This window comes from Azospirillum sp. CT11-132, from assembly GCF_047302835.1.
Lineage (GTDB): Bacteria > Pseudomonadota > Alphaproteobacteria > Azospirillales > Azospirillaceae > Azospirillum.
Map to the genome: position 1 here is coordinate 127,202 of NZ_JBGLZA010000006.1, position 20,769 is coordinate 147,970.

Annotated in this window: 15 protein-coding genes; 9 read left to right on the plus strand and 6 right to left on the minus strand. The window is 68.8% G+C overall.

The features are described from left to right. Positions 1 to 42: 42 nt before the first annotated feature. From ACCD06_RS24600 to ACCD06_RS24620, 5 genes are all read left to right on the plus strand, one after another. Complete coding sequence (locus ACCD06_RS24600) at positions 43 to 1,731, plus strand: methyl-accepting chemotaxis protein (RefSeq protein ID WP_109156780.1); 1,689 nt, start codon at positions 43 to 45, stop codon at positions 1,729 to 1,731. Positions 1,732 to 1,900: 169 nt separating this feature from the next. Beyond that, positions 1,901 to 4,147, plus strand: a complete 2,247-nt coding sequence (locus ACCD06_RS24605; protein WP_413344181.1) for a response regulator — start codon at positions 1,901 to 1,903, stop codon at positions 4,145 to 4,147. Between the two features lie 50 nt (positions 4,148 to 4,197). Further along, complete coding sequence (locus ACCD06_RS24610) at positions 4,198 to 5,274, plus strand: chemotaxis protein CheB (protein WP_413344183.1); 1,077 nt, start codon at positions 4,198 to 4,200, stop codon at positions 5,272 to 5,274. Further along, positions 5,271 to 6,038 carry a response regulator transcription factor gene (locus tag ACCD06_RS24615; protein WP_413344185.1) on the plus strand — a complete coding sequence of 256 codons (768 nt, stop codon included), beginning with the start codon at positions 5,271 to 5,273 and terminating at the stop codon, positions 6,036 to 6,038. The genes ACCD06_RS24610 and ACCD06_RS24615 overlap by 4 nt, the downstream gene beginning before the upstream one ends. A gap of 107 nt (positions 6,039 to 6,145) precedes the next feature. Beyond that, positions 6,146 to 7,819 carry a hybrid sensor histidine kinase/response regulator gene (locus ACCD06_RS24620; RefSeq protein ID WP_413344187.1) on the plus strand — a complete coding sequence of 558 codons (1,674 nt, stop codon included), beginning with the start codon at positions 6,146 to 6,148 and terminating at the stop codon, positions 7,817 to 7,819. Between the two features lie 22 nt (positions 7,820 to 7,841). Here ACCD06_RS24620 and ACCD06_RS24625 read toward each other — a convergent pair whose 3' ends face one another. The 3 genes from ACCD06_RS24625 to ACCD06_RS24635 form a co-directional block, all read right to left on the minus strand. Continuing rightward, positions 7,842 to 8,900 (minus strand): osmoprotectant NAGGN system M42 family peptidase, encoded by a 1,059-nt coding sequence (locus ACCD06_RS24625; RefSeq protein ID WP_413344189.1) that lies wholly within the window; start codon positions 8,898 to 8,900, stop codon positions 7,842 to 7,844. Positions 8,901 to 9,044: 144 nt separating this feature from the next. Then, positions 9,045 to 10,805, minus strand: coding sequence for an N-acetylglutaminylglutamine synthetase (ngg, locus tag ACCD06_RS24630; RefSeq protein WP_413344191.1), 1,761 nt, complete (start codon positions 10,803 to 10,805; stop codon positions 9,045 to 9,047). Between the two features lie 123 nt (positions 10,806 to 10,928). After that, positions 10,929 to 12,704 (minus strand): N-acetylglutaminylglutamine amidotransferase, encoded by a 1,776-nt coding sequence (locus ACCD06_RS24635; RefSeq protein WP_413344193.1) that lies wholly within the window; start codon positions 12,702 to 12,704, stop codon positions 10,929 to 10,931. Positions 12,705 to 13,167: 463 nt separating this feature from the next. Here ACCD06_RS24635 and ACCD06_RS24640 point away from each other — a divergent pair, with 463 nt between their 5' ends. Next, complete coding sequence (locus ACCD06_RS24640) at positions 13,168 to 13,896, plus strand: class I SAM-dependent methyltransferase (RefSeq protein WP_109156495.1); 729 nt, start codon at positions 13,168 to 13,170, stop codon at positions 13,894 to 13,896. Positions 13,897 to 13,935: 39 nt separating this feature from the next. Here the strand turns inward: ACCD06_RS24640 and ACCD06_RS24645 are convergent, their stop codons facing one another. The 3 genes from ACCD06_RS24645 to ACCD06_RS24655 all read right to left on the minus strand — a co-directional run bounded on the left by ACCD06_RS24645 (position 13,936) and on the right by ACCD06_RS24655 (position 16,597). After that, positions 13,936 to 15,372, minus strand: a complete 1,437-nt coding sequence (locus tag ACCD06_RS24645; RefSeq protein WP_413344195.1) for a cyclic nucleotide-binding domain-containing protein — start codon at positions 15,370 to 15,372, stop codon at positions 13,936 to 13,938. 109 nt (positions 15,373 to 15,481) lie between these two features. Further along, entirely contained in the window at positions 15,482 to 15,973 is a 492-nt protein-coding gene (locus tag ACCD06_RS24650) for a BLUF domain-containing protein (RefSeq protein WP_413344197.1), read from the minus strand. Between the two features lie 129 nt (positions 15,974 to 16,102). Beyond that, a complete protein-coding gene (locus ACCD06_RS24655) occupies positions 16,103 to 16,597 on the minus strand; it encodes a GFA family protein (RefSeq protein ID WP_109156486.1) in 495 nt (164 codons plus the stop codon). Positions 16,598 to 16,936: 339 nt separating this feature from the next. Here ACCD06_RS24655 and ACCD06_RS24660 point away from each other — a divergent pair, with 339 nt between their 5' ends. Genes ACCD06_RS24660 through ACCD06_RS24670 form a run of 3 tightly spaced genes read left to right on the plus strand, consistent with a single transcriptional unit; the run spans position 16,937 to position 20,693 of the window. Further along, positions 16,937 to 17,413 carry a (2Fe-2S)-binding protein gene (locus ACCD06_RS24660; protein ID WP_211103589.1) on the plus strand — a complete coding sequence of 159 codons (477 nt, stop codon included), beginning with the start codon at positions 16,937 to 16,939 and terminating at the stop codon, positions 17,411 to 17,413. Further along, positions 17,410 to 18,420, plus strand: a complete 1,011-nt coding sequence (locus tag ACCD06_RS24665; RefSeq protein ID WP_413344199.1) for an FAD binding domain-containing protein — start codon at positions 17,410 to 17,412, stop codon at positions 18,418 to 18,420. The genes ACCD06_RS24660 and ACCD06_RS24665 overlap by 4 nt, the downstream gene beginning before the upstream one ends. Then, positions 18,417 to 20,693 (plus strand): xanthine dehydrogenase family protein molybdopterin-binding subunit, encoded by a 2,277-nt coding sequence (locus tag ACCD06_RS24670; RefSeq protein ID WP_413344201.1) that lies wholly within the window; start codon positions 18,417 to 18,419, stop codon positions 20,691 to 20,693. The genes ACCD06_RS24665 and ACCD06_RS24670 overlap by 4 nt, the downstream gene beginning before the upstream one ends. The last annotated feature ends 76 nt before the right edge of the window (positions 20,694 to 20,769 follow it).

Genomic DNA, 20,769 nt, shown 5'->3' on the forward strand with positions numbered 1-20,769 from the left:
GACCGATCCACCTGAAGAGCCGTCCGGGGCTGGAGTCCAAGAATGAACATGAAAGTCGCGCACAAGCTGGTCCTGGGATTCGGCGTGGTCTGTGTCCTGACGGCGCTGCTGGCGCTCTATCAGATGTCGCGCTTCTCCGACGCGCTGGACGTCATCATGGCGGTGTCGACCTACGACAACGAAGCCGCCAAAATGGTGACGGACGTCAGCAACATGCAGGCGGAACTGCGCAGCTCGCGCGAGACGGCGCTGAACGCCGTGTCCATCGCAAATGCCGAAGGGCGGGTCGCCGAGATCCCGGCCCTGCTGGCGCCGGTGCGCCGCCATTACGACGAGGTCGGCGCCCAGCTGCGCGACCGGCTGGGCCAGCTGCGGGCGATGGTGGCTGAACGGTCCTCGACCGGCGTGACCGACAGCCGCCGCCGGGGCTGGGTCGAACTGGACACCTCCGTCAACGAGATGAGCCGCGCCATCACCATGGTCGGCGACGAGGCGCGGACCATCTACACCATGCTGGAGCGCAACCAGATCGCCGACGCGCTGCAGCGCCGTCAGCGGGTGGACGAACTGCGCAAGAACATGGAGGCGCGCATCGCCCAGGCCCAGATCGCCATCGACCATCTGACCCAGGCAGGCCGCGCCGACATCCGGTCGATCTACAACACCGCCATCCAGTCGTCGGTCATCGCGCTGGTCGTCGTCTTCCTGATCGCGGTTGGGGTCGCCTTTCTGATCGGCAGCTCCATCACCCGGCGGCTCGGCCGCGCCATCGACTTCGTCACCAAGGTCGGCCACGGCGACCTGACGCAGGAGATCGCCATCGCCGGCAAGGACGAGCTGGCCATCCTCGGCCAGCATCTGAACGAGATGGCCGGCAGGCTGAAGTCGATGGCCCGCACCACCCGCGAGACGGCGGAGAGCGTCCACGCCGCCACCGCCCAGATCCGCGCCTCGACCCAGCAGCAGTCGGCCAGCGTCGCCGAACAGCTGGCGGCGGTGGAGCAGACCACGGCGACCCTGTCGGAGATCACCGAATCCGGCGCCCAGATCAACCGCCGCGCCCAGGACGTCTCGCACGGCGCCCAGACGGTGGCGGCCTCCAGCCATTCCGGCATGAAGGCGGTGGACGACACCATCCAGGCGATGGACGCCATCCGCGAACAGGCCGAGGCGGTGGCCGAGAACATCGTCATGCTGTCCGAGCGCACCCAGGCGATCGGCGAGATCATCGTGACGGTCAACGACATCGCCGAGCGCTGCCACCTGCTGGCGCTGAACGCCGCCATCGAGGCGGCGGCGGCCGGCGAGCATGGCCGCACCTTCTCCATCGTGGCGGGCGAGATCAAGAGCCTCGCCGACCAGTCGAAGGAGGCGACCGCCCAGGTCCGCTCCAACCTGTCGGAGATCCAGCACGGCATCAACGCCTCGGTGATGCTGACGGAGGAGGCGGTGAAGCGCGTCGCCGCCGGCAAGCGCCAGACCGACGCCACCCAATCGACCATCCGCACCATGGCGGAGAACATCCAGGAGAGCGTGCTGGCCTTCCAGCAGATCGTCGCCGGCACCAACCAGCAGCAGATTGGCCTGGAGCAGGTGATCCAGGCGCTGCAGAACATCCGCGAGGCCAGCAGCCAGACGGCGGCCGGCACCCGCCAGCTGGAAGGCGCCGCCGCCAACCTGAACAACCTCGGCCAGGGTCTGGTCGAGGCGGTGCGGAACTACCGGGTGTGACGATGCGCCGCCGAAGCCAGCGCGTTTCCCCCTCTCCCCCCCGGGGAGAGGGTCGGGGTGAGGGGGATGCACTGCGTGAATTCCCGAGAATCCTCGCCGCGCATCCCCCTCACCCTAACCCTCTCCCCGGGGGGGAGAGGGGACCAGCGTCGGGCGGGAGAGGTGCCTGATGGACATCCGCCAGCGCCTGCTCGCCGCCTTCGACCTGGAGCACAAGGACCATCTCGCCGCGATCCGCAACGCGCTCCGCGATGCGGAGGCGACGGGCGACGCGCCGGATCTCGTCGACATCCACCGGCGCGCCCACAGCCTGAAGGGCGCCGCCCGCGCCGTCGACCTGCCGGAGGTGGAGGCGATCTCCCACCGGCTGGAAGCCGCCTTCATCGCCGTGCAGAAGGGCGAGATCCCGCTCGACGCCGCCAATGTCGGCGTGTTCCGCCGCGCGCTCGACGCCATCGAGGATCTGGTCGCCTGGTCGCTCCAGGGCGGCGGGGCGGTGGAGACGGCCGGCGTGCTCGCCGATCTCGACGCGCTGGCCGCCGGACGTAGCGGCGGCCCCCCTTCGGCTCCCGCTCCCGCATCCCCCGCCCGTACCGCCGGGAGCCGGCCTCCCCGCCAGCGCGAGCGCACCGTCGACGCCGATTCCGCCGCCCTGGTCCGCATCGCCGCCCAAGGTCTGGAGCGTCTGTCGGAAACCGCGTCGGCCCTGCTGCCGGAGGTGGAGGCGCAGGCGGGGCTTGGCGAGCAGCTCCGAGCGATGCGGCAGGAATGGCGGGCGCTCGACCGCGCATGGCGTCATCTGCGCGTGCAGCTCGGCCGCGGCGCCCGGCTGGAGGCCCGGCCGGAGGATGGAGCCGACGCGCTCGACGGCCGCGGCGCGCTGCCCGCCCTGATGGCTTTCGAGCGCCGCTTCCGGTCGCTGGGCGGCGCGCTCGACAGCGCGCACCGCAGCCATGACCGGCTGCTGTGGTCGATGCGGCGCTGGGGCGGCGGCTTCCAGCAGGACATGCGGCGCCTGCGCATGCTGCCGGCCGAAAACCAGCTGAGCGGCCTCGGCCGCATGGTCCGCGACATCAGCCGGGCCGAGGGCAAGGAGGTCGAGGTCGATGTCCGCGGCCTGGAGGTGGAAGCCGACCGCGCTGTCCTGCAGCGGCTGAAGGACCCCATCCTCCACATCGCCCGCAACGCCATCAGCCACGGCATCGAAACGCCGGCGGAACGGCTGGCGCTGGGCAAGCGGCCGGCGGCGCGCGTCACCATCGCCGCCTCGGTGGAGGGGGCGCGCCTGCTCCTGCGCATCGAGGATGACGGTCGTGGGCTGGACCGCGCGGCGATCCTGCGCAAGGCGGCCGAACGCGGCCTGATCGACGCCGACGAGCTGTCCGGCGCCGAGGAGATACCGCTGGAGCGGCTGACGGAGTTCCTGTTCCATCCCGGCTTCTCCACCGCCTCGCGCACCACCGAACTGGCCGGGCGCGGCATGGGCCTCCCCATCGCCCGGCGGGAGGTGGAGCGGCTGCAGGGCAACCTGACCATCGCCGACCGGCCGGAGGGCGGCACCGCCGTCACCATCGAGGTGCCGCTCAGCCTGCTCAGCCAGCGTCTGGTCTTCGTCGCCGTGCAGGATCAGATCCTGGCGATCCCGTCGGCCGATGTGGTCCGGCTGCGCACCGCCACCGCCGAATCGCTGTTCTCCGGCGTCGGCACCCCGATGATCCGCATCGGCGAGGAGGAGACGCCCGTCACCTCGCTGGCCGCCCTGCTGGGCATGGAGGCGCCGGTGGTGCCCACCGCCGAACGCTCGCTGGCCCTGGTGGTCGTCCGCGCGGCCGACCGGCGGCTGGCGCTGGCGGTCGACCGCTTCGTCGCGACGCGGGAGACGGTGGTGACGGCGGCGGAGGAGACCGGGCTCGACAGCGGCCGCTATCTCGGCACCGTGCTGATGGACGATGGCGGGCCGGCGCTGGTGCTGAACATCTCCGGCCTGATGCCGCTGCCCGGCAGCGTCCTGCCGCCCCCGGCACGACCTGCGGAAGAGGTTACCCCTGCCCGGGCGCATATCCTGGTCGTCGATGACAGCATCACCACCCGCACGCTGGAAAAGAGCATCCTCGAAGCCCATGGTTATCGGGTGACGCTGTGCGTGGACGGGCGCGAGGCCCTGGAGCGCCTTTCGGAAGGGATGGAGGTTGGCCTGATCATCAGCGACGTCGAGATGCCCCGGATGGACGGTTTCGCCCTGCTGCAGGCGGTGAAGGCCGACAAGCGGCTGGAGGAGATCCCGGTGATCCTCGTCACCTCGCGCGCCAGCGACGAGGACCGCGAGCGCGGCTTGCGGCTGGGGGCGGACGCCTACATCGTCAAGACGCGGTTCGACCAGAACGAGCTTCTGGCCGGCATCCGGCGGCTGCTGTGAGCGGGGCGGCGCACTCCGGACCTCCCAGTGTCGGAACCCGTCGTATCCGTGTGCTGGTGGTGGAGGACAGTCCGGTCATCCAGCAGCTGCTCAGCCACGTCATCGGCGCCGACCCGCGGCTGGAGGTGGCGGGCATCGCCTCCAGCGGCGAGCAGGCACTGCGCATGATCGAGAAGAACGCCCCCGACGTGGTGTCGCTCGACATCCGCTTGCCGGGCATCGACGGCTTCGAGGTGACCAGCCGCATCATGCGGCAGACCCCGCTGCCGATCGTCGTGGTGGCGTCCGACGTGCGCGACCTCGACATCCCGATGCGGGCGCTGCAGGCCGGCGCCCTGGCGGTGGTGGAAAAGCCGGGCAGCATGGCGCGCGCCGACTACCAGACGGTGGCGCACCATCTCTGCACCCAGCTTGTCATCATGAGTCAGGTGAAGGTCATCCGCCACCGCATCACCGCGCGGGCCGCCCGCGCGTCCGGCGCGTCCGGCGAAACCCCATCCCCGGACGGCCGCCTGCCCGAGGCGGCGGTGACCGCCGACGGCCGCATCCGCCGCTTCCGCGGGCTGGGCCTCGTCGCCTCCACCGGCGGGCCGGCGGCGCTGGCGAAAGTCCTGAAGGAGCTGCCGACCGGCTTTCCGCTGCCGGTCTTCGTGGTCCAGCACATGGGCGCCCCCTTCATGGAGGGCTTCGCCAACTGGCTGGGCACCGTCTCCCCGCTGCCGGTCCAACTGGGCGAGGCGGGAGTGAAGCCTCGTCCCGGCACGGTCTATGTGGCGCCGGGCGACCGGCACATGCTGGTGGACAACGGCGCCATCCAACTGTCCGGCGACCCGATGGTGTGCGGCCAGCGCCCGTCGGGCGAGGTGCTGTTCCAGTCGATGGCGCGCGCCTATGGCGCTTCCGGCATCGGCGTGCTGCTGACCGGCATGGGAGAGGATGGAGCGAGGGGACTGGTGGACATGCATCGGGTGGGGGCCTACACGATTGCCGAACACGCTTCCACGGCGGTGATCCACAGCATGCCGGGCACCGCCGTGCGCCTGGGCGGCGCCGTGGAGGAACTGCCTCTCGACCGGGTGGCCGGACGGCTGCTGCAACTGACCTCCGACGATAAGATGGCGCCATGAACGGACTCCGCAGCCTTGTGGTCATGGGTTCCCAGACGCAGGGGCTTCTGCTGAAGCTTCTGCTGGAGGAACGCGGCGTCGAGACCGTCTGCGTCGAAGGCGTGGAGCCGGCCCTGGCCGAGATCGCCGGCAATTCGCAGGACCTATTGATCGTCGAGGGCGAGCTTGCCGGCCCCACCGGCCTCGCCGACCTGCGCGCGCGCAGCGACGCCGCCGTCATGGTGCTCGGCCGCGGCGAGGGGGAGCACGACCCCTCCGACCCCAAGGCGCTGGTGGTGGAGGCCTGCGCGCTGCTGGAGCGGCGCAGCGCACCGCCGACCGTGCCGGAGATCTTCCGCCGCGCCCATATCCTGATCGTCGACGACAGCGCGACCTACCGCGAGTTCCTGCGCGCCGAACTGGAGCAGGAGGGCTGCACCGTCACCGCCGCCCGCAACGCCGACGAGGCGGTGGCGGCGCTGGCCGGCGGCGGGCTCGACTGCGTCATCCTCGACCTCGTGATGCCGGGCACCAGCGGCACCCAGCTCTGCGAACGATTCGACAGGTTCCGGCGCCAGCGCGGCCTGTTCTTCCAAATCGTCATCCTGACCAGCCAGGACGACGAGGAACAGCTGATGATCAGTTTGAACGCCGGTGCCGACGATTTCGTCGGCAAGGCGCAGGAGATGGATGTCCTGAAGACCCGGCTGATGGCGCTTCTGCGTCGGAAATACTTCGTGGAGGATCATCTGATGCGGCGACCTCGGCCAGCACCTTCCGCATAGGAAGGGAGTAGAGCCATCGTGTGATTTCGGAAGCCGCTTTGTCCGTTTATTCTCTGCGGGATTTTCGAAACTGTCCGACGGTCTATCCGGTGCCGGTGCCGATTACGATGGCGATCAGCCTCCAGCCGTTCCACGACACTCCGATCCCCGCCCCGATCCCCGGCGACACCGATGTGAGAGACTCCGACGCGATGCACCGATCTTCGGCCACCCCAATGTCTCCGACCGATCTGCGCTATCGCGAGTGTCTCGACAACGCACGGCGCGTCTGCGCGGCCGGGACGGTGCCGACCATGCTGGTGATCGGCGGGCCGGAGATGGCCGCCGTCCGCTGCAACGAGGCGCTGGCCTCCCTGCTCAACCATCCGCGCGCCGCCACCCGCGACGAGAGCGGGCCGACCCTGCTGCCCGGCGGCTGGCCGGCGGTGGCCGACGCGCTGCGCCCGCTCTACGGGGTAGGAGGCGCCGACGGCCCTGCCACGCCGCCCGACGGCGCCGCGCTGCAGTTGCCGACCGAACCGCCGCTGAGCCTGCGCGCCACGCCGCTGCTGGTCGACGGCCGCGTGGTCGGGGTGCTGGCGACGGCGACGCTGGACGGCGCCATCGCGAAGCTGGAGGAGGCGATGCGGGCGGAGGTGGCGCGCACCACGGCGGCGCGCTCCCGCTTCCTCGCCTCGGCCAGCCACGACCTGCGCCAGCCCTTCCAGGCGATGCGCCTGTTCCTCGACGCGCTGACCACCCAGGTAGAAGGCAACGCTCGGGCGACCCGCACCGCCGGCATGCTGGCCAACGCGATGACGGCGGGCGAGCAGCTGCTGAACGCCCTGCTCGACATCTCGACGCTGGATGCCGGCACGGTGGAGGCCGACCTGCAGCCGGTGTCGCTCGACGCGCTTCTGCAATCGCTGGCCGATGAATTCCGTCCCCAGGCGGAGGAGAAGGGGCTGCGCCTGCGCGTCCATCTGCCCTGTCGGGCATTCACCCGCAGCGACCCGATCCTGCTCGGCCGCATCATCCGCAACCTGCTGGCCAACGCCATCCGCTACACCCAGCGCGGCGGCATCCTGCTGGGGTTGCGCAAGCGCGACGGGCACTGGCGGATCGAGGTGTGGGACACCGGCTTCGGCATTCCGCAGGACAAGCTGGACGTCATCTTCGACGAGTTCCACCAGCTGACCAACCCGGCCCGCGACCCGACGCGCGGCCTCGGCCTCGGCCTCGCCATCGTGCGGCGCCTGTCGGTTCTGCTGAGCGCGCCCATCGACGTGCGGTCGCGCTCCGGCCGCGGCTCGGTCTTCGCCGTCACCGTCGACCGCCTGGAGGGGGAGGAGGCGCTCGCCGACACCCAGTCCGCGACGGCGTCGGCCGATCAGGCGGCGGCGGCAGTCCCGTTGGACGGCATGCGAATCCTGGTGGTGGACGACGACAGCATGGTGCTGTCCGGCCTGCTGCTGACCCTGGAAAGCTGGGGCTGCGCCTTCGTCTCCGCATCCAACATGCGCGAGGTCTTCGCCGCGGTCGATGGGCTGGAGGGTCCGCCCGACGCCATCCTGACCGACCTGCGCCTGCCGGGAAAAGTCTCCGGCTTCGACGTGATCGACCGTGTGCGCAAGCTGTTCAAGGCCGACATCCCGGCGGTGGTCCTGACCGGCGAGACGGCGCCCGAATCCCTGCTGGAGGGCCAGCGCCGCGGCTGCGCCTTCCTGCACAAGCCACTCCACCCCGGCGACCTCCGCCGCGTGCTGGAAGAGGTGCGGCGGGACGGAACGGCGGGCTGCTGACCGTCCCCCTCAATCCCGCCCCTCAATCCCGGGGCGGGCTCTGCAGGTACAGCACCAGCAGCCGCACCAGGCTTTCCAGTGCGTTCGCATGGATGCGCTCGTAGCCGTGCGAGGCGTCGATGCCGAAACAGACCAGCGCCGTGCGGATGTCGTTGCCGGCCTCGATGGCCGACGCGCTGTCGCAGCGGTAATAGCGGAAGACGTCGCGCTGGTGCGGGATGTTCTGCGCCTGGCACAGGGTCAGCAGCGAGTGGGTCAGCGCCATGTCGAACGGGCCGGTGCTGTCGGCCATGGCGATGGTGACGCCGAATTCGCTGCTGTTCTGGCCGGGGGCGGTGGTGCCGTTGTCGATGGTCACCATCTCCGCCACGTCCTGATGCAGGATCGAGGAGGCGCCCGACCCGACCTCTTCTGAGATCGTGAACAGCAGGTGGCAATCGACCGGCAGGGCGGCTCCGGCATCGACCACCGCTTTCGCCGCGCCCAGCATCACCGCCACCCCCGCCTTGTCGTCGAGATGGCGCGAGACGATGTAGCCGTTTTCCAGGAATTCCGGCTGCGGATCGATGGCGACGATGTCGCCGATGTTGAAGCCTCGTTCCTCCAGATCCTGCCGGCTGGCGACCGGGGCGTCGACGCGCAGCTCCACCTGTTGCCAAGTGACCGGCTGGGTGTCGACCTCCTTGTTGAAGGTGTGGCCAGACGCCTTCAGCGGCAGGATGGTGCCGCGCCACGGGCCGCGGTCGGTCAGCACGGTGCAGCGCGCCCCCTCGGCGAAGCGCGACGACCAGTGGCCGATCGGCACCAGCTCCATCCGGCCATTGTCCTTTAGCATCTTCACCTGGGCGCCCAGCGTGTCGACATGGGCGACCAGCGCCCGGTCCGGGCTGGCCCGCACCCCCTTCAGGTCGGCGCGGATGGCGCCGCGCCGCGTCAGCTCATAGGGGATGCCCATCCGCTCCAGCTCGGCACAGCACAGCCGCACCACGTCGGTGGTGTATCCGGTCGGGCTCGGCGTGGTCAGCAGCCGGTAGAGGACGTCGGTGACATAGCCCATGTCGATGGGCAGCGGCACGGCCATGGTTGGGTTTTCCTCCTGCTGAAAGTCCCCTCTCCCCCCCGGGGAGAGGGTTAGGGTGAGGGGGTAGCGTGGCGGCCCCTTACCGAGAATCCACGCGGTGCATCCCCCTCACCCCGGCCCTCTCCCCGGGGGGGAGAGGGGGGCCTACAGCACCCCCCGCGTCTGGGGAAACAGCAGGTCGACGAATCGTTCCGCCGTCGGCTGCGGTTCGTGGTTGGCCAGGCCCGGCCGCTCGTTCGCCTCGATGAACACGTAGCCCGGCCGGTCGGGCGATTCCACCAGCAGGTCGAATCCCACCACCGGAATGTCCAGCGCGCGGGCCGCCACCGTCGCCACCTCCACCAGTTCCGGATGCAGGCAGTCGGTCACGTCGTGGATCGTCCCGCCGGTGTGCAGGTTCGCCGTCTTGCGCACCGGCAGCACCTCGCCGGCCGCCAGCACGTCGTCCAGGCTCTTGCCGGCGGCGGCGAGGCAGCGGTCGGTCTCCGCGTCCATCGGAATATGGCTTTCCCCGCCGGTGGCGGCGGCGCGGCGGCGGCTCTGCGCCTCGATCAGTTCGCGCACGCTGTGGGTGCCGTCGCCGGTGACCTCGGCCGGGCGGCGCACCGCAGCGGCCACCACCTTCTTGTCGATGACGATGATCCGCAGATCCTGCCCCTCGCAGAACCGCTCCAGCAGCACCGTGTCGCAATGCTGGCGGGCCGCCGCGATGGCGCGCTCCATCGTCTCGGCGTCGCGCACGTCCACGGTGATGCCGCGCCCCTGCTCGCCGCGCGCCGGCTTTACCACGACGCGGCCATGCGTCGCCAGGAAGGCCGCGTTCTCCTCCCCCTCGCCGGCCACCGCCTGGGCCGGCACGTTCAGCATGGCGCGTTCCAGCACGCGCCGGGTCACCGCCTTGTCGTCGCAGCGGCTCATGGCGATGGCGCTGGTCAGTTCGCTCAGCGATTCGCGGCAGACCACGCTGCGCCCGCCCCAGGTCAGGCAGAAATAGCCGGCCTCGGCATCCACCACATCGACGCCGATGCCGCGCCGCCGCGCCTCGTTGACGATGATGGTGGCATAGGGGTTCAGCCGTTCGCCCGGCTGCGGACCGGTGAACAGCCGCTCGTTGATCGGGTTCCTGGTCTTCAGCGCGAAGGCCGGAATCCGGCGGAAATTCAGCTTCTCGTACAGCGCGATGGCGTTCTCGTTGTCGTGCAGCACCGACAGGTCGAGGAAGGCGCGCCCGCGCGCCTGCACATGCTCCGCCACCGTGCGGACCAGCGTTTCGCCGATCCCCGGAAACGACGCCTGCGGATCGACGGCCAGGCACCACAGCGAACTGCCGTTCTCCGGATCGCCATAGGCATGGGCGTGATCCACCGCCGTTACCGAGCCGATCACCTCGCCGGTGGAATCGTCACAGGCGACGAAATGGGTCAGCACCCGGCTGTTGCGCGACGCCACCAGGAAGGAGGAGGAGACCGGCACCATCCGCCGCCGGGCATAGATGCGCTGCACCCCCTCGGCATCCTCGCGCGTGCGCAGCCGGCGGACGCTGTAGCCCTTCGGCCGGCCCCGCGACGGGCGATAGTCGGTCAGCCACAGGCGGAAGGTGTGGGACGGGTCGAGGAACAGCTCCTGCGGCGCGCGCGACAGGGCGACATGCGGGTCCTGCAGATAGAAGACGATGTCGCGGGTGCCCGGCGCCTCCTGCCTCAGCGTCTCGATCATGCGGTCGAGATCGTCGAAGGTGTGGGCGAAGATCAGCCGGCCCCAGCCGCAATCCACCACCACGTCGGCGCGCGGCGCGTCGGCCTCGGTTTCTCCCGCCGGCGGACGGCCGGTGTAGCGGCGGGTGTGGCGCAGGGTGGCGCTGGCGGCGCGCTCCAGCCGGTGCGGTTTCACGCGGGCGTAGCTCATGGGTTCCCCCTGATCGTCGGATGCGGCTCCTCGCATTGGCAACATCCGGGGACGCGGATCGGTCCCGCGCCCGGATGTGCCGGCGGAGCGTTCTTCGTTTGGAATGGCCGTAAGGACGACCGCTTACAGGCCCTGTTCCTGGAACCAGAATTCCAGCAGAGCCACCTGCCACAGCTTCGACCCGCGCAGCGGCGTGATGTGGCTTTCCGGATCGGCGAGCAGCCGGTCGAGATACGCGCGGCGGAACAGGCTGCGGTCCCGCGCCGCCGGTGCGTTCAGCACGTCCCGCACCCGCTCCAGGAAGGGGCCGCGCAGATATTTCAGCGCCGGCACCGGGAAATAGCCCTTGGGCCGGTCGATCACCGCCGCCGGCACCACGCGCCGCGCCGCTTCCTTCAGGACATATTTGCCGCCGTCCGGCAGCTTCATCTCCGCCGGGATGCGGGCCGCCAGTTCCACCAGCTCGTGGTCGAGGAAGGGCACGCGCGCTTCCAGCCCGGCGGCCATGGTCATGTTGTCGACCCGCTTCACCGGATCGTCCACCAGCATCACCGTGGTGTCGAGCCGCAGCGCCTTGTCCACCGGCCGGTCGGCGCCGGGCATGGCGAAGCGCTGTTCCAGCCAGCGGCGGGAATGGTCCTCGCCGACCAGCCGCGGGTCCAACGCCTCCGCCATCCCGGCATGGTCGCGGTCGAAGAAGACGCGGGCGTAGTCGCCCACCGCGTCCTTGCTGTCCAGCAGCGGCGGATACCAGTGATAGCCGCCGAACACCTCGTCGGCGCCCTGGCCCGACTGCACCACCTTCACCTGCTTCGCCACCTCTTGCGACAGCAGGAAGAAGCCGATGTTGTCGTGGCTGACCATCGGCTCCGACATCGCGCGGACGCAGTCGGTCAGCTCCGGCAGGGCGCGGGCGCTGTCGACGAAGATGCGGTGGTGGTCGGTGCCGAAATGCTTGGCGACGATGTCGGAATACTGGAACTCGTCGCCGCGCTCGTCGCCCACCGTCTCGAAACCGATGGAGAAGGTCTTCAGCCCGCTCTGCCCGTTCTCGGCCAGCAGCGCGGTGATCAGCGAGCTGTCCAGCCCGCCCGACAACAGCACGCCCACCGGCACGTCGGCGACCAGCCGGCAGCGTACCGCGCGGGTCAGCGTCTCCAGAACCAGCTCGCGCCAGTCGGCGAAATCGCGCCCCTCGTCGCCGGACTGCGGCCCGAAGGTCAGCGACCAATAGGTGTTTTCGCGCCGGGTGCCGTCGGGCTCCACGATCAGGACCGTGGCGGGCGGCAGCTTCCGCACGCCCTTCAGGATGGTGTAGGGCGCCGGGACGACGGCGTGGAAGCTCATGTAATGGTGCAGCGCCACCGGATCGACGTCGGTGTCGATCCCACCGGACGCCACCAGGGCGGGCAGGGTGGAGGCGAAGCGCAGGCCGCCGGGAATGTCCGCCAGATACAGCGGCTTGATGCCCAGCCGGTCGCGGCCCAGCACCACCCGGCCGCTGTCGCGCTCAAAGATGGCGAAGGCGAACATGCCGTTCAGGCGCTTGACGAAATCGGGCCCCCAGGCGTGATAGGCCTTGATCAGGACCTCGGTGTCGCCGTCGGAGAAGAAGCGGTAGCCGAGCCCGACCAGCTCCTCGCGCAGTTCCCGGTGATTGTAGACGCAGCCGTTGAAGACGATGGCGAGCCCGAGGGCCGCATCCACCATCGGCTGCTGCGATGCCTCGCTGAGATCGATGATCTTCAGCCGGCGATGTCCGAAGGCGACGCACCCATGGGCGAACAGGCCGTGGCCGTCCGGCCCGCGCGGCGCCAGCTTGTCGCACATGGCCTGTACGGCCACCGTGCTGGCCGCCTCGCCGGCCTTGAAACGAATTTCACCACTCAGTCCGCACATCGGCTGTCGAGCCTCCTCGTTGGTTCAGGACGAAGGGGCGCTCGACCCGCAAGAAGGGCCAAACTGCACCACCGGCACCTGTGCGGAATAACGTCCTGCAGGGCCCGAGGTTCCACGATGGAGACCGTCGGGCAACCTTGCTCACAGCCCCGGAGGTTTATTGGCCGGGCTCGCGGGGCTCGATGATTTCTTCCCAGTGCACCCCCTGAACCCTCGCTCCTTTGTCGCGAATTGAGGAGGCAAGACGGTATTGACGCTTCCGGATCCAAAGAATATCCTGCCTCAATGGTTGAAAAGGACACCCACATTGTTGCCCGGTTGGCCGGCATCCCAGCAGGCGGGATGCCGGGAGATCGGCCGCGATAACTGATCGTTAGCGGACGGTACCCTGGTCTCGCCCCTCATGGACGAGGCCTTCAGTACGAGTATTGTGCCTCGTCCATCATCATAGATGGAGTTTGCCATGGCACAGAATATCTACGACAATCCCGAATTCTTTGCTGGTTACAGCCAGTTGCCTCGCCAAGTGCACGGCCTGGACGGTGCGCCGGAGTGGCCTGCTATCCGCGCAATGCTGCCCGATCTGGTGGGAAGGCGTGTGGTCGATCTCGGGTGTGGTTTCGGCTGGGTTTCAAGGTGGATGCGTGACCAAGGGGCAGCCTCAGTGCTGGGGTTTGACCTTTCCGAGAACATGATCCGTCGCGCAAGAGCGAATACCGTCGATCCGGAAATCGAATATCGAATTGCGGACATAGAAGTTATGGAATTGCCGCCGGCGGCTTTCGATTTCGCTTACAGCGCTCTAACCTTCCATTACATCAGGGATTTTCAGCGGTTGGTGAAAATGGTCCATCAGGCTCTGGTGCCAGGTGGACGACTCGTGTTTACAATAGAGCATCCGATCTTCATGGCAGCATCCAATCCACATTGGATTACCGATGAGGACGGGCACAAGGCATGGCTAGTCAATCGCTACTCTGATGAAGGAGAACGTCGCACTGACTGGTTTGCCAAAGGAGTATTGAAGTATCATAGGACCATCGGCACCACGCTGAATACGCTGATCAGGACTGGCTTTACGATTCAAGCCGTTGAAGAATTTGCTCCATCGGCACAGCAGATCGAAACTGATCCGGAACTGAAGGATGAAATTGAGAGGCCGATGATGCTTCTCATATCCGCAGCGCGTTGACGTTCCGGCTTTCGCATGATGCGTAGGGTATGATCTGTCCTAAAGCCCGAAAAAGCCCCGCAGCCGCGCCAGCAGCGCCTGTGATTCCGCCGGCGGCGGCGGGGTGGCGCCCTGCTGGCGCTTGGACTGGCTGACGTTGCGGGTCTGGCGTTCGGCCATCAGTTCGGCCAGCCGTTCCGCCAGTTCCGGACGGCGCCGCAGCACCGGGTCCAGATGGCCGCGCGACAGTTCGAACACCACGGCGTCGGTGCAGGCGATGACCGACGCGCTGCGCGGCTGCCCGGTCAGCAGCGACATTTCGCCGAACAGGTCGCCCGGCCGCAGCCGCGTCAGATGGACCACGCCGGAGCGCTGCCCGTCCTCCGTGTCGGGGACGGTGGGAGCGGCGATCTGGACGTCGAACACACCCTCGGCGATGACGAACAGCGATTCTCCGGCGTCGCCCTGGCGAACGGCGGCGGTGCCGGCGGGGATGTGGAACTGGCGCATCGCCTGGGCCAGCGCGTCGACCTCCTTGTCGTCGAAGGCATCGAACAGCTCCAACTGGCGCAGCAGCCCGCGCCGCAGCAGGCCGGTGTCGTGCGCCCCCGTCTGGCGTCGGCGGACCTCCTGCTTGGGGCGGGCTGGCTCGATTCCGGCGTGGGCGAGGTTGGACAGCACCGCCGTCAGCACGGCATCGCGCACCAGCGACACCCGGCCGCCGTCGTCGGTCCAGAAGCGCGCCAGATAGGAGATGCCGTTGGGCGTCACCGCCTCGACGATCACGTCCGGGCGCGGCGTGGGCAGCACGCCGTCGGCGCAGAGCATCGCCGACAGCAGGATGCGCTTGGCCCGCTCCACCGGCACTTCCTGGTCCAGCAGGACCGGGACGGTGGCGCGGAAGGCCGGGTTCGGGCGGCTGTAATTGACGAAGCGGCTGCCGGCGACGATGCCGTTCGGCACGACGATGGCGGTGCCGTCGCTGGCGATCAGCCGGGTCGCGCGCCAGTTGATCTCGTCCACCCGCCCGGCGACGCCGGGGGACAGCTCCAGCCAGTCGCCCAGCCGATAGGGATGTTCGATGTTCAGGGCGATGCCGGCGAAGATGTCGGCGATCATATTGCGCAGCGCGAAGCCCAGCACGGCGATGGCGACGCCCGACGTCGCCAGCAGCCCGGTCACCGGCTGTTCCAGCACGAAGGCCAGGATCGCCAGCACCGCGACGCCATAGACGAAGAAGCGCAGCAGGTCGGCCAGCAGCCGGGGGATGCGCGGCGGCCGGCCGCCGTTGCCCGCCGCCAGCATGTCGATCACCCGCGCCCCGCCCCAGGCGGCGGCAAGCCACGCGGCCGATGCGACGGCGATGTCGAACCCGCCGCTCAGCGGCAGCCCGACGATGGGTTCCAGATGGCCGTGCAGCCAGGGTTTGGCGGCGACCAGCGCGGCCAAAAGGGCCAGGACCAGGGCAGGGGCGGACAGACGCCGCAAGGCGTTCATCGACGGGCTTCTCCTCGGCGGCCGGCCATCGGCGGCCGGGCGAGGTGCGACGATGGCACGAGCACGCGCCGTCCAGTCAAGGGCTCAATTGAATCAGATGTTTGACGGTTCAGACGGTCACCGGACCCGGCAACGCCCGCGGGTATCCCATCACGAAGCCGCCGATCACCGGATCGGCCCCCGCGACTATGCTGGCGAAGGCATAGGCCCGGCACAGCACCGCCAGCGCGGTGTCGGCATCGCTGCTCTTGCGCCGGAAGGCGTCGCCGTCGCGCAGATCGGCGAACTCCCCCTGCCAGAAGGACGGATCGTCCAGCGGGCCGAAATTCATCGCCCAGAAGCCGAAGGACCGTCCCTTCCGTTCCCACCGCCCCAGCACCGCCATGTTGCAGTGCCGCTCGTCATGCGAGATGCGATGGAAGAGTTCGTTCACCGCCTTCGGCTCACCCTCCAGAACCTGAAGAAAGGTGCCCTCATGTTCGATAAGGAAACCGGTGATGCCCAGACGCCGATTGTTTGTGGAGCTTCGCACACAAATGTCCGCCAAAGCCGAAAATGGCAGCAGAGAGACCGCATCGCTGCGATAGAGCAGGGTCAGCATGGCGTTCCTCCCATTTTTACTTATGAAAATGGAGAGGAAACCGGCATGTGGTAACCCTTTCTTTCGTAGAGTCGATGTCGCAGCCGCCGGGCATATCCCGAACCGGATGGGTCTCGGCGGCAGGCGCCGTCAGCGGTCGAGCAGCCCGTGCCGCCGGTGCCAGTCCTCCAGCGATTCCTCCGGATAACGGGCGAAATGCACGTCGTTCGGACCCGTCGGCACCTCCACCCACGGCGCCTTGAAGTCCAGCATGATGTGCACCCGCTCCGGCGGTGTCGGCAGCGGCGTGTCGATGGCCGAGGCGAAGGGATGGACCAGCTCCGGCCAGGCCGGGTCCTCCGCCCACAGCGCCGTGCCGCAGTGCTTGCAGAAATGCCGGTGCGACGGGCCGAGGTGGGTCTGTCCCGGATGGTCGGGGTCCTCCATCGGCGCCCGCCACATCGCCACCGCGTCGCGCCCCTCGACCTCCAGCGTGTCGGCGTCGCCGCCCAGATTGATGGCGTATCCGCCGCCGCCGGCGCTCTTGCGGCAGATGGTGCAGTAGCAGCGCATGTAGGGCACCGGCGTCGGCGAGTTCAGCGTGAAGCGGACGGCGCCGCAGCGGCAGGAACCGGAAAGCTTCATGGCAGCGGTCTCCGTAAAAAACGCCCTCTCCCGCCCCGGGAGAGGGAGGGGACCCACCGAAGGTGGGGAGGGTGAGGGGGAATCCAAGAATCCCGAACCGCATGGTTTCTCGGATCACCCCTCACCCTTCCCATGCTCCGCATGGGCCCCTTCCCTCTCCCGGGGCGGGAGAGGGAGCTGAGCATCCCCCATCGACGGAACGCAGCGGAAGGGCGGCTGTTACCCCCGGCAGTCATTCGCGGAACCCACCTGCCAGCAGTCGGAGCGGTTATGTCCCAGCCAACAGGTCCAGCGTCCCAGGGCCACATCCACAAACAGCCGGCGCCTCCTCCCGAAGCGATGGACGTCACCCTGACCATCAACGGCAGCCGCAAGACCCTGCGCGTCGCCCCCTGGACCAGCCTGCTCGACGCGCTGCGCCTGCATCTCGACATGACCGGGACCAAGAAGGGCTGCGACCACGGGCAATGCGGCGCCTGCACCGTTCTGGTCGACGGCCGCCGCATCAACTCCTGCCTGACCCTGGCGGTGATGGCGGAGGGGCGGACCGTCACCACCATCGAGGGGCTGGCCAGCGGCGACGCGCTCCACCCGCTGCAGGAGGCCTTCGTCGAGCATGACGCCTTCCAGTGCGGCTATTGCACGCCCGGCCAGATCTGCTCCGCCGTCGGCATGCTGGAGGAGGGCCACGCCAGGACCGACGACGACATCCGCGAACTGATGAGCGGCAACCTGTGCCGCTGCGGCGCCTATCCCAACATCGTCGCCGCGATCCGTCAGGTCATGGATGCGCAGAAGGACGGAGGCACGCCATGAGGGCCTTCTCCTACCACCGTCCCGACAGCGTCGACGCGGCGCTCCGCGGCGTCTCGGGCCAGCCCGGCACGACGACCGAAGCGGCGGTGAAGTTCGTCGCCGGCGGCACCAACCTGCTCGACCTGATGAAGGCCGACGTGATGCGGCCGGAGCGGCTGGTCGACATCTCCCGCCTCAACCTCGACCGCATCGAGGACACCGACGGCGGCGGCCTGCGTCTCGGCGCGCTCGCCCGCAATGCCGACACCGCCCATGACGCGCGGGTGCAGGCGCGCTACCCGATGCTGTCGAAGGCGATCCTGGCCGGCGCCTCGGCGCAGCTGCGCAACATGGCGACCAACGGCGGCAACCTGCTGCAGCGCACGCGCTGCTATTACTTCTACGACACCGGCACGCCCTGCAACAAACGGGAGCCGGGGACCGGCTGCGGCGCGCTCACCGGCGTCAACCGCATCCACGCCATCCTGGGTGCCAGCGACCATTGCATCGCCGTCCACCCGTCCGACATGTGCGTCGCCCTTGCCGCTCTTGAAGCGGTCGTCCGCGTCAGCGGCCCGAAGGGCGAGCGCACCATCCCCTTCGCCGACTTCCACCGCCTGCCCGGCGACACCCCGCACATCGACAGCACTTTGGCCGCTGATGAACTCATCACCGCCATCGACCTGCCGGCCGAGGGCTTCGCCAAGCACTCGACCTACCTGAAGGTTCGCGACCGCGCCTCCTACGCCTTCGCGCTGGTATCGGTGGCTGCCGCCCTGGAACTGGAGGGCCAGACCATCCGCACCGCCCGCCTCGCGCTCGGCGGCGTCGCCCACAAGCCCTGGCGCGACCCGGCGGCCGAGGCCGAACTGGCCGGCAAGCCCGCCTCGCTGGAAACGTTCCGCGAGGCCGCGCGCGTCCTGCTGCGCTGGGCCAAGGGCCAGTCGCACAACACCTTCAAGATCGGACTTGCCGAGCGCGCCATCGTCCGGGCGCTGGCCGAAGCCGCCGGAGTGGAGCACCCATGATCGCCAAACCGACCATCCCCGATCAGTTGGACCGCCCCGGCGCCCAGATCGGCAAGCCCGTCAGCCGCGTCGACGGCCGGCTGAAGGTGACCGGCGGCGCCAAATACGCGGCGGAGTTCAACACCCCTGGCCTCGCCCACGGCTACATCGTCTCCAGCGCCATCGCCCGCGGCCGCATCCTCGGCATCGACACCGCCAAGGCGCTGGCCCTTCCCGGCGTGTTCCAGGTCTTCACCCACCTGAACCGGCCGAGCCTGCCCTGGTTCGACCGCAAGTGGAAGGACGACGACGCGCCGAAGGGCTCGCCCTTCCGCCCGCTCTACGACGCGACGATCCACCACGCGCTCCAGCCCGTCGCGCTGGTGGTGGCGGAGAGCTTCGAACTTGCGCGCTACGCCGCCCGCCTGATCCACGTCACCTATGAGGCCGACGAGCATCAGACCGACCTGCATGCCGCCAGTGCCGACGCCTTCACCCCCGGCAAGGACAAGGGCGGCTTCCAGCCTCCGCCCGAGCCGCGCGGCGACGCCGACAAGGCGCTGGCCGAGGCGGAGGTCAGCATCGACCTCAACTTCACCCAGGCGGTCGAGCATCACAACCCGATGGAGATGCACGCCTCCACCGTCATCTACCACAATGACGGCACGCTGACCGTCCACGACAAGACGCAGGGGCCGATCAACACCCAGACCTATGTCTGCAACGTCTTCGACCTGTCGAAGGACGCGGTGCGGGTGATCTCGCCCTTCGTCGGCGGCGCCTTCGGCTCCGGCCTGCGTCCGCAGCACCAGCTGTTCATGGCGGTGCTGGCGGCGACCACGCTGAAGCGCTCCGTCCGGGTCGAGCTGTCGCGCCCGCAGATGTTCAGTTTCGGTCACCGCCCGGAAACCCTCCAGCGCGTGGCGCTCGGCGCGAAGAAGGACGGCACCCTCACCGCCATCATCCACGAGGCGGTGCAGGAATCCTCGCAGACCGAGAATTACGTCGAGGTCGTGGTCAACTGGTCTGGCCAGCAATACGCCTGCGACAATGTCCGGCTCGACTACAAGCTGGCGCGCATGGACACCCACACCCCGCTCGACCAGCGCGCCCCCGGCGCCGCCACCGGCGTCCCGGCGCTGGAGGTCGCCATGGACGAGCTGGCGGCCAAGCTGGGCATGGACCCGCTGGAGCTGCGGCTGAAGAACTACACCGAGGTCGATCCCAACACCGGAAAGCCCTTCTCCAGCAAGGAGCTGCGCGCCTGCTTCCAACAGGGCGCCGAACGCTTCGGCTGGCACAAGCGCACCCATGCCCCGCGCTCGATGCGCGAGGGGCGCCAGTTGATCGGCTGGGGCATGGCGGCGGGCGTGTGGGACGCGATGCAGGGGCAGGCGGTGGCATCGGCCCGGCTCGGCATCGACGGCACGCTGACCGTTGGCAGCGCCACCGCCGACATCGGTCCCGGCACCTACACGGCGATGACGCAGATCGCCGCCGACATTCTGGGCCTGCCCATCGACAAGGTGTCGTTCCAGCTTGGTGACACCAACCTGCCGATGGCGCCGCTGCAGGGCGGCTCCTGGACAGTGTCCTCGGTCGGCTCGGCGGTGAAGGCGGTGTGCGACCGTCTGCGCGACAAGCTGGCCGGCCTCGCGGTCGGGCTGAACGACGGTCCGCTGAAGGGGTTGAAGGCCGACGACCTGCACTTCGCCGACGGCTGCCTGATCGCCAAATCCGACCCGTCCTGGCGCATGTCGATCACCGAGGTGATGCGCGCCAACGACCTGCTGGTGCTGGAGGACGAGGCGCGCTCGATCCCCAATTACAAGTCGCAGATGCAGCACGCGCTCGGCACCCACTCCGCCATTTTCGCGGAGGTGCGGGTGGACGAGGATCTCGGTACGGTGCAGGTGACCCGCGTGGTCAGCGCGGTGGCCGCCGGCCGCATCATCAACCCCAAGACGGCGCGCAGCCAGGTTCTGGGCGCGGTGGTGTGGGGCATCGGCATGGCGCTGGAGGAGGAGACGATGACCGACCAGCGCCTCGGCCGCTTTATGAACCACGATTTCGCCGAGTACCACATCCCGGTGAACGCCGACGTCCACGACATCGACGTCATCTTCGTCGAGGAGCATGACGACATCGTGAACCCACTGGGCGCCAAGGGTGTCGGCGAAATCGGCATCGTCGGCGTCCCCGCCGCCATCGCCAACGCCATCCACCACGCGACCGGCAAACGCCTCTGCGACCTGCCGATCACCGTGGATAAGATTTTGGCGAGCGATTCTTAAAACTCCTTCTCCCCCCCGGGGAGAAGGTTGGGATGAGGGGGTTCGGCGTAGCCGAAGGGATCCATGAAGCGGTTCC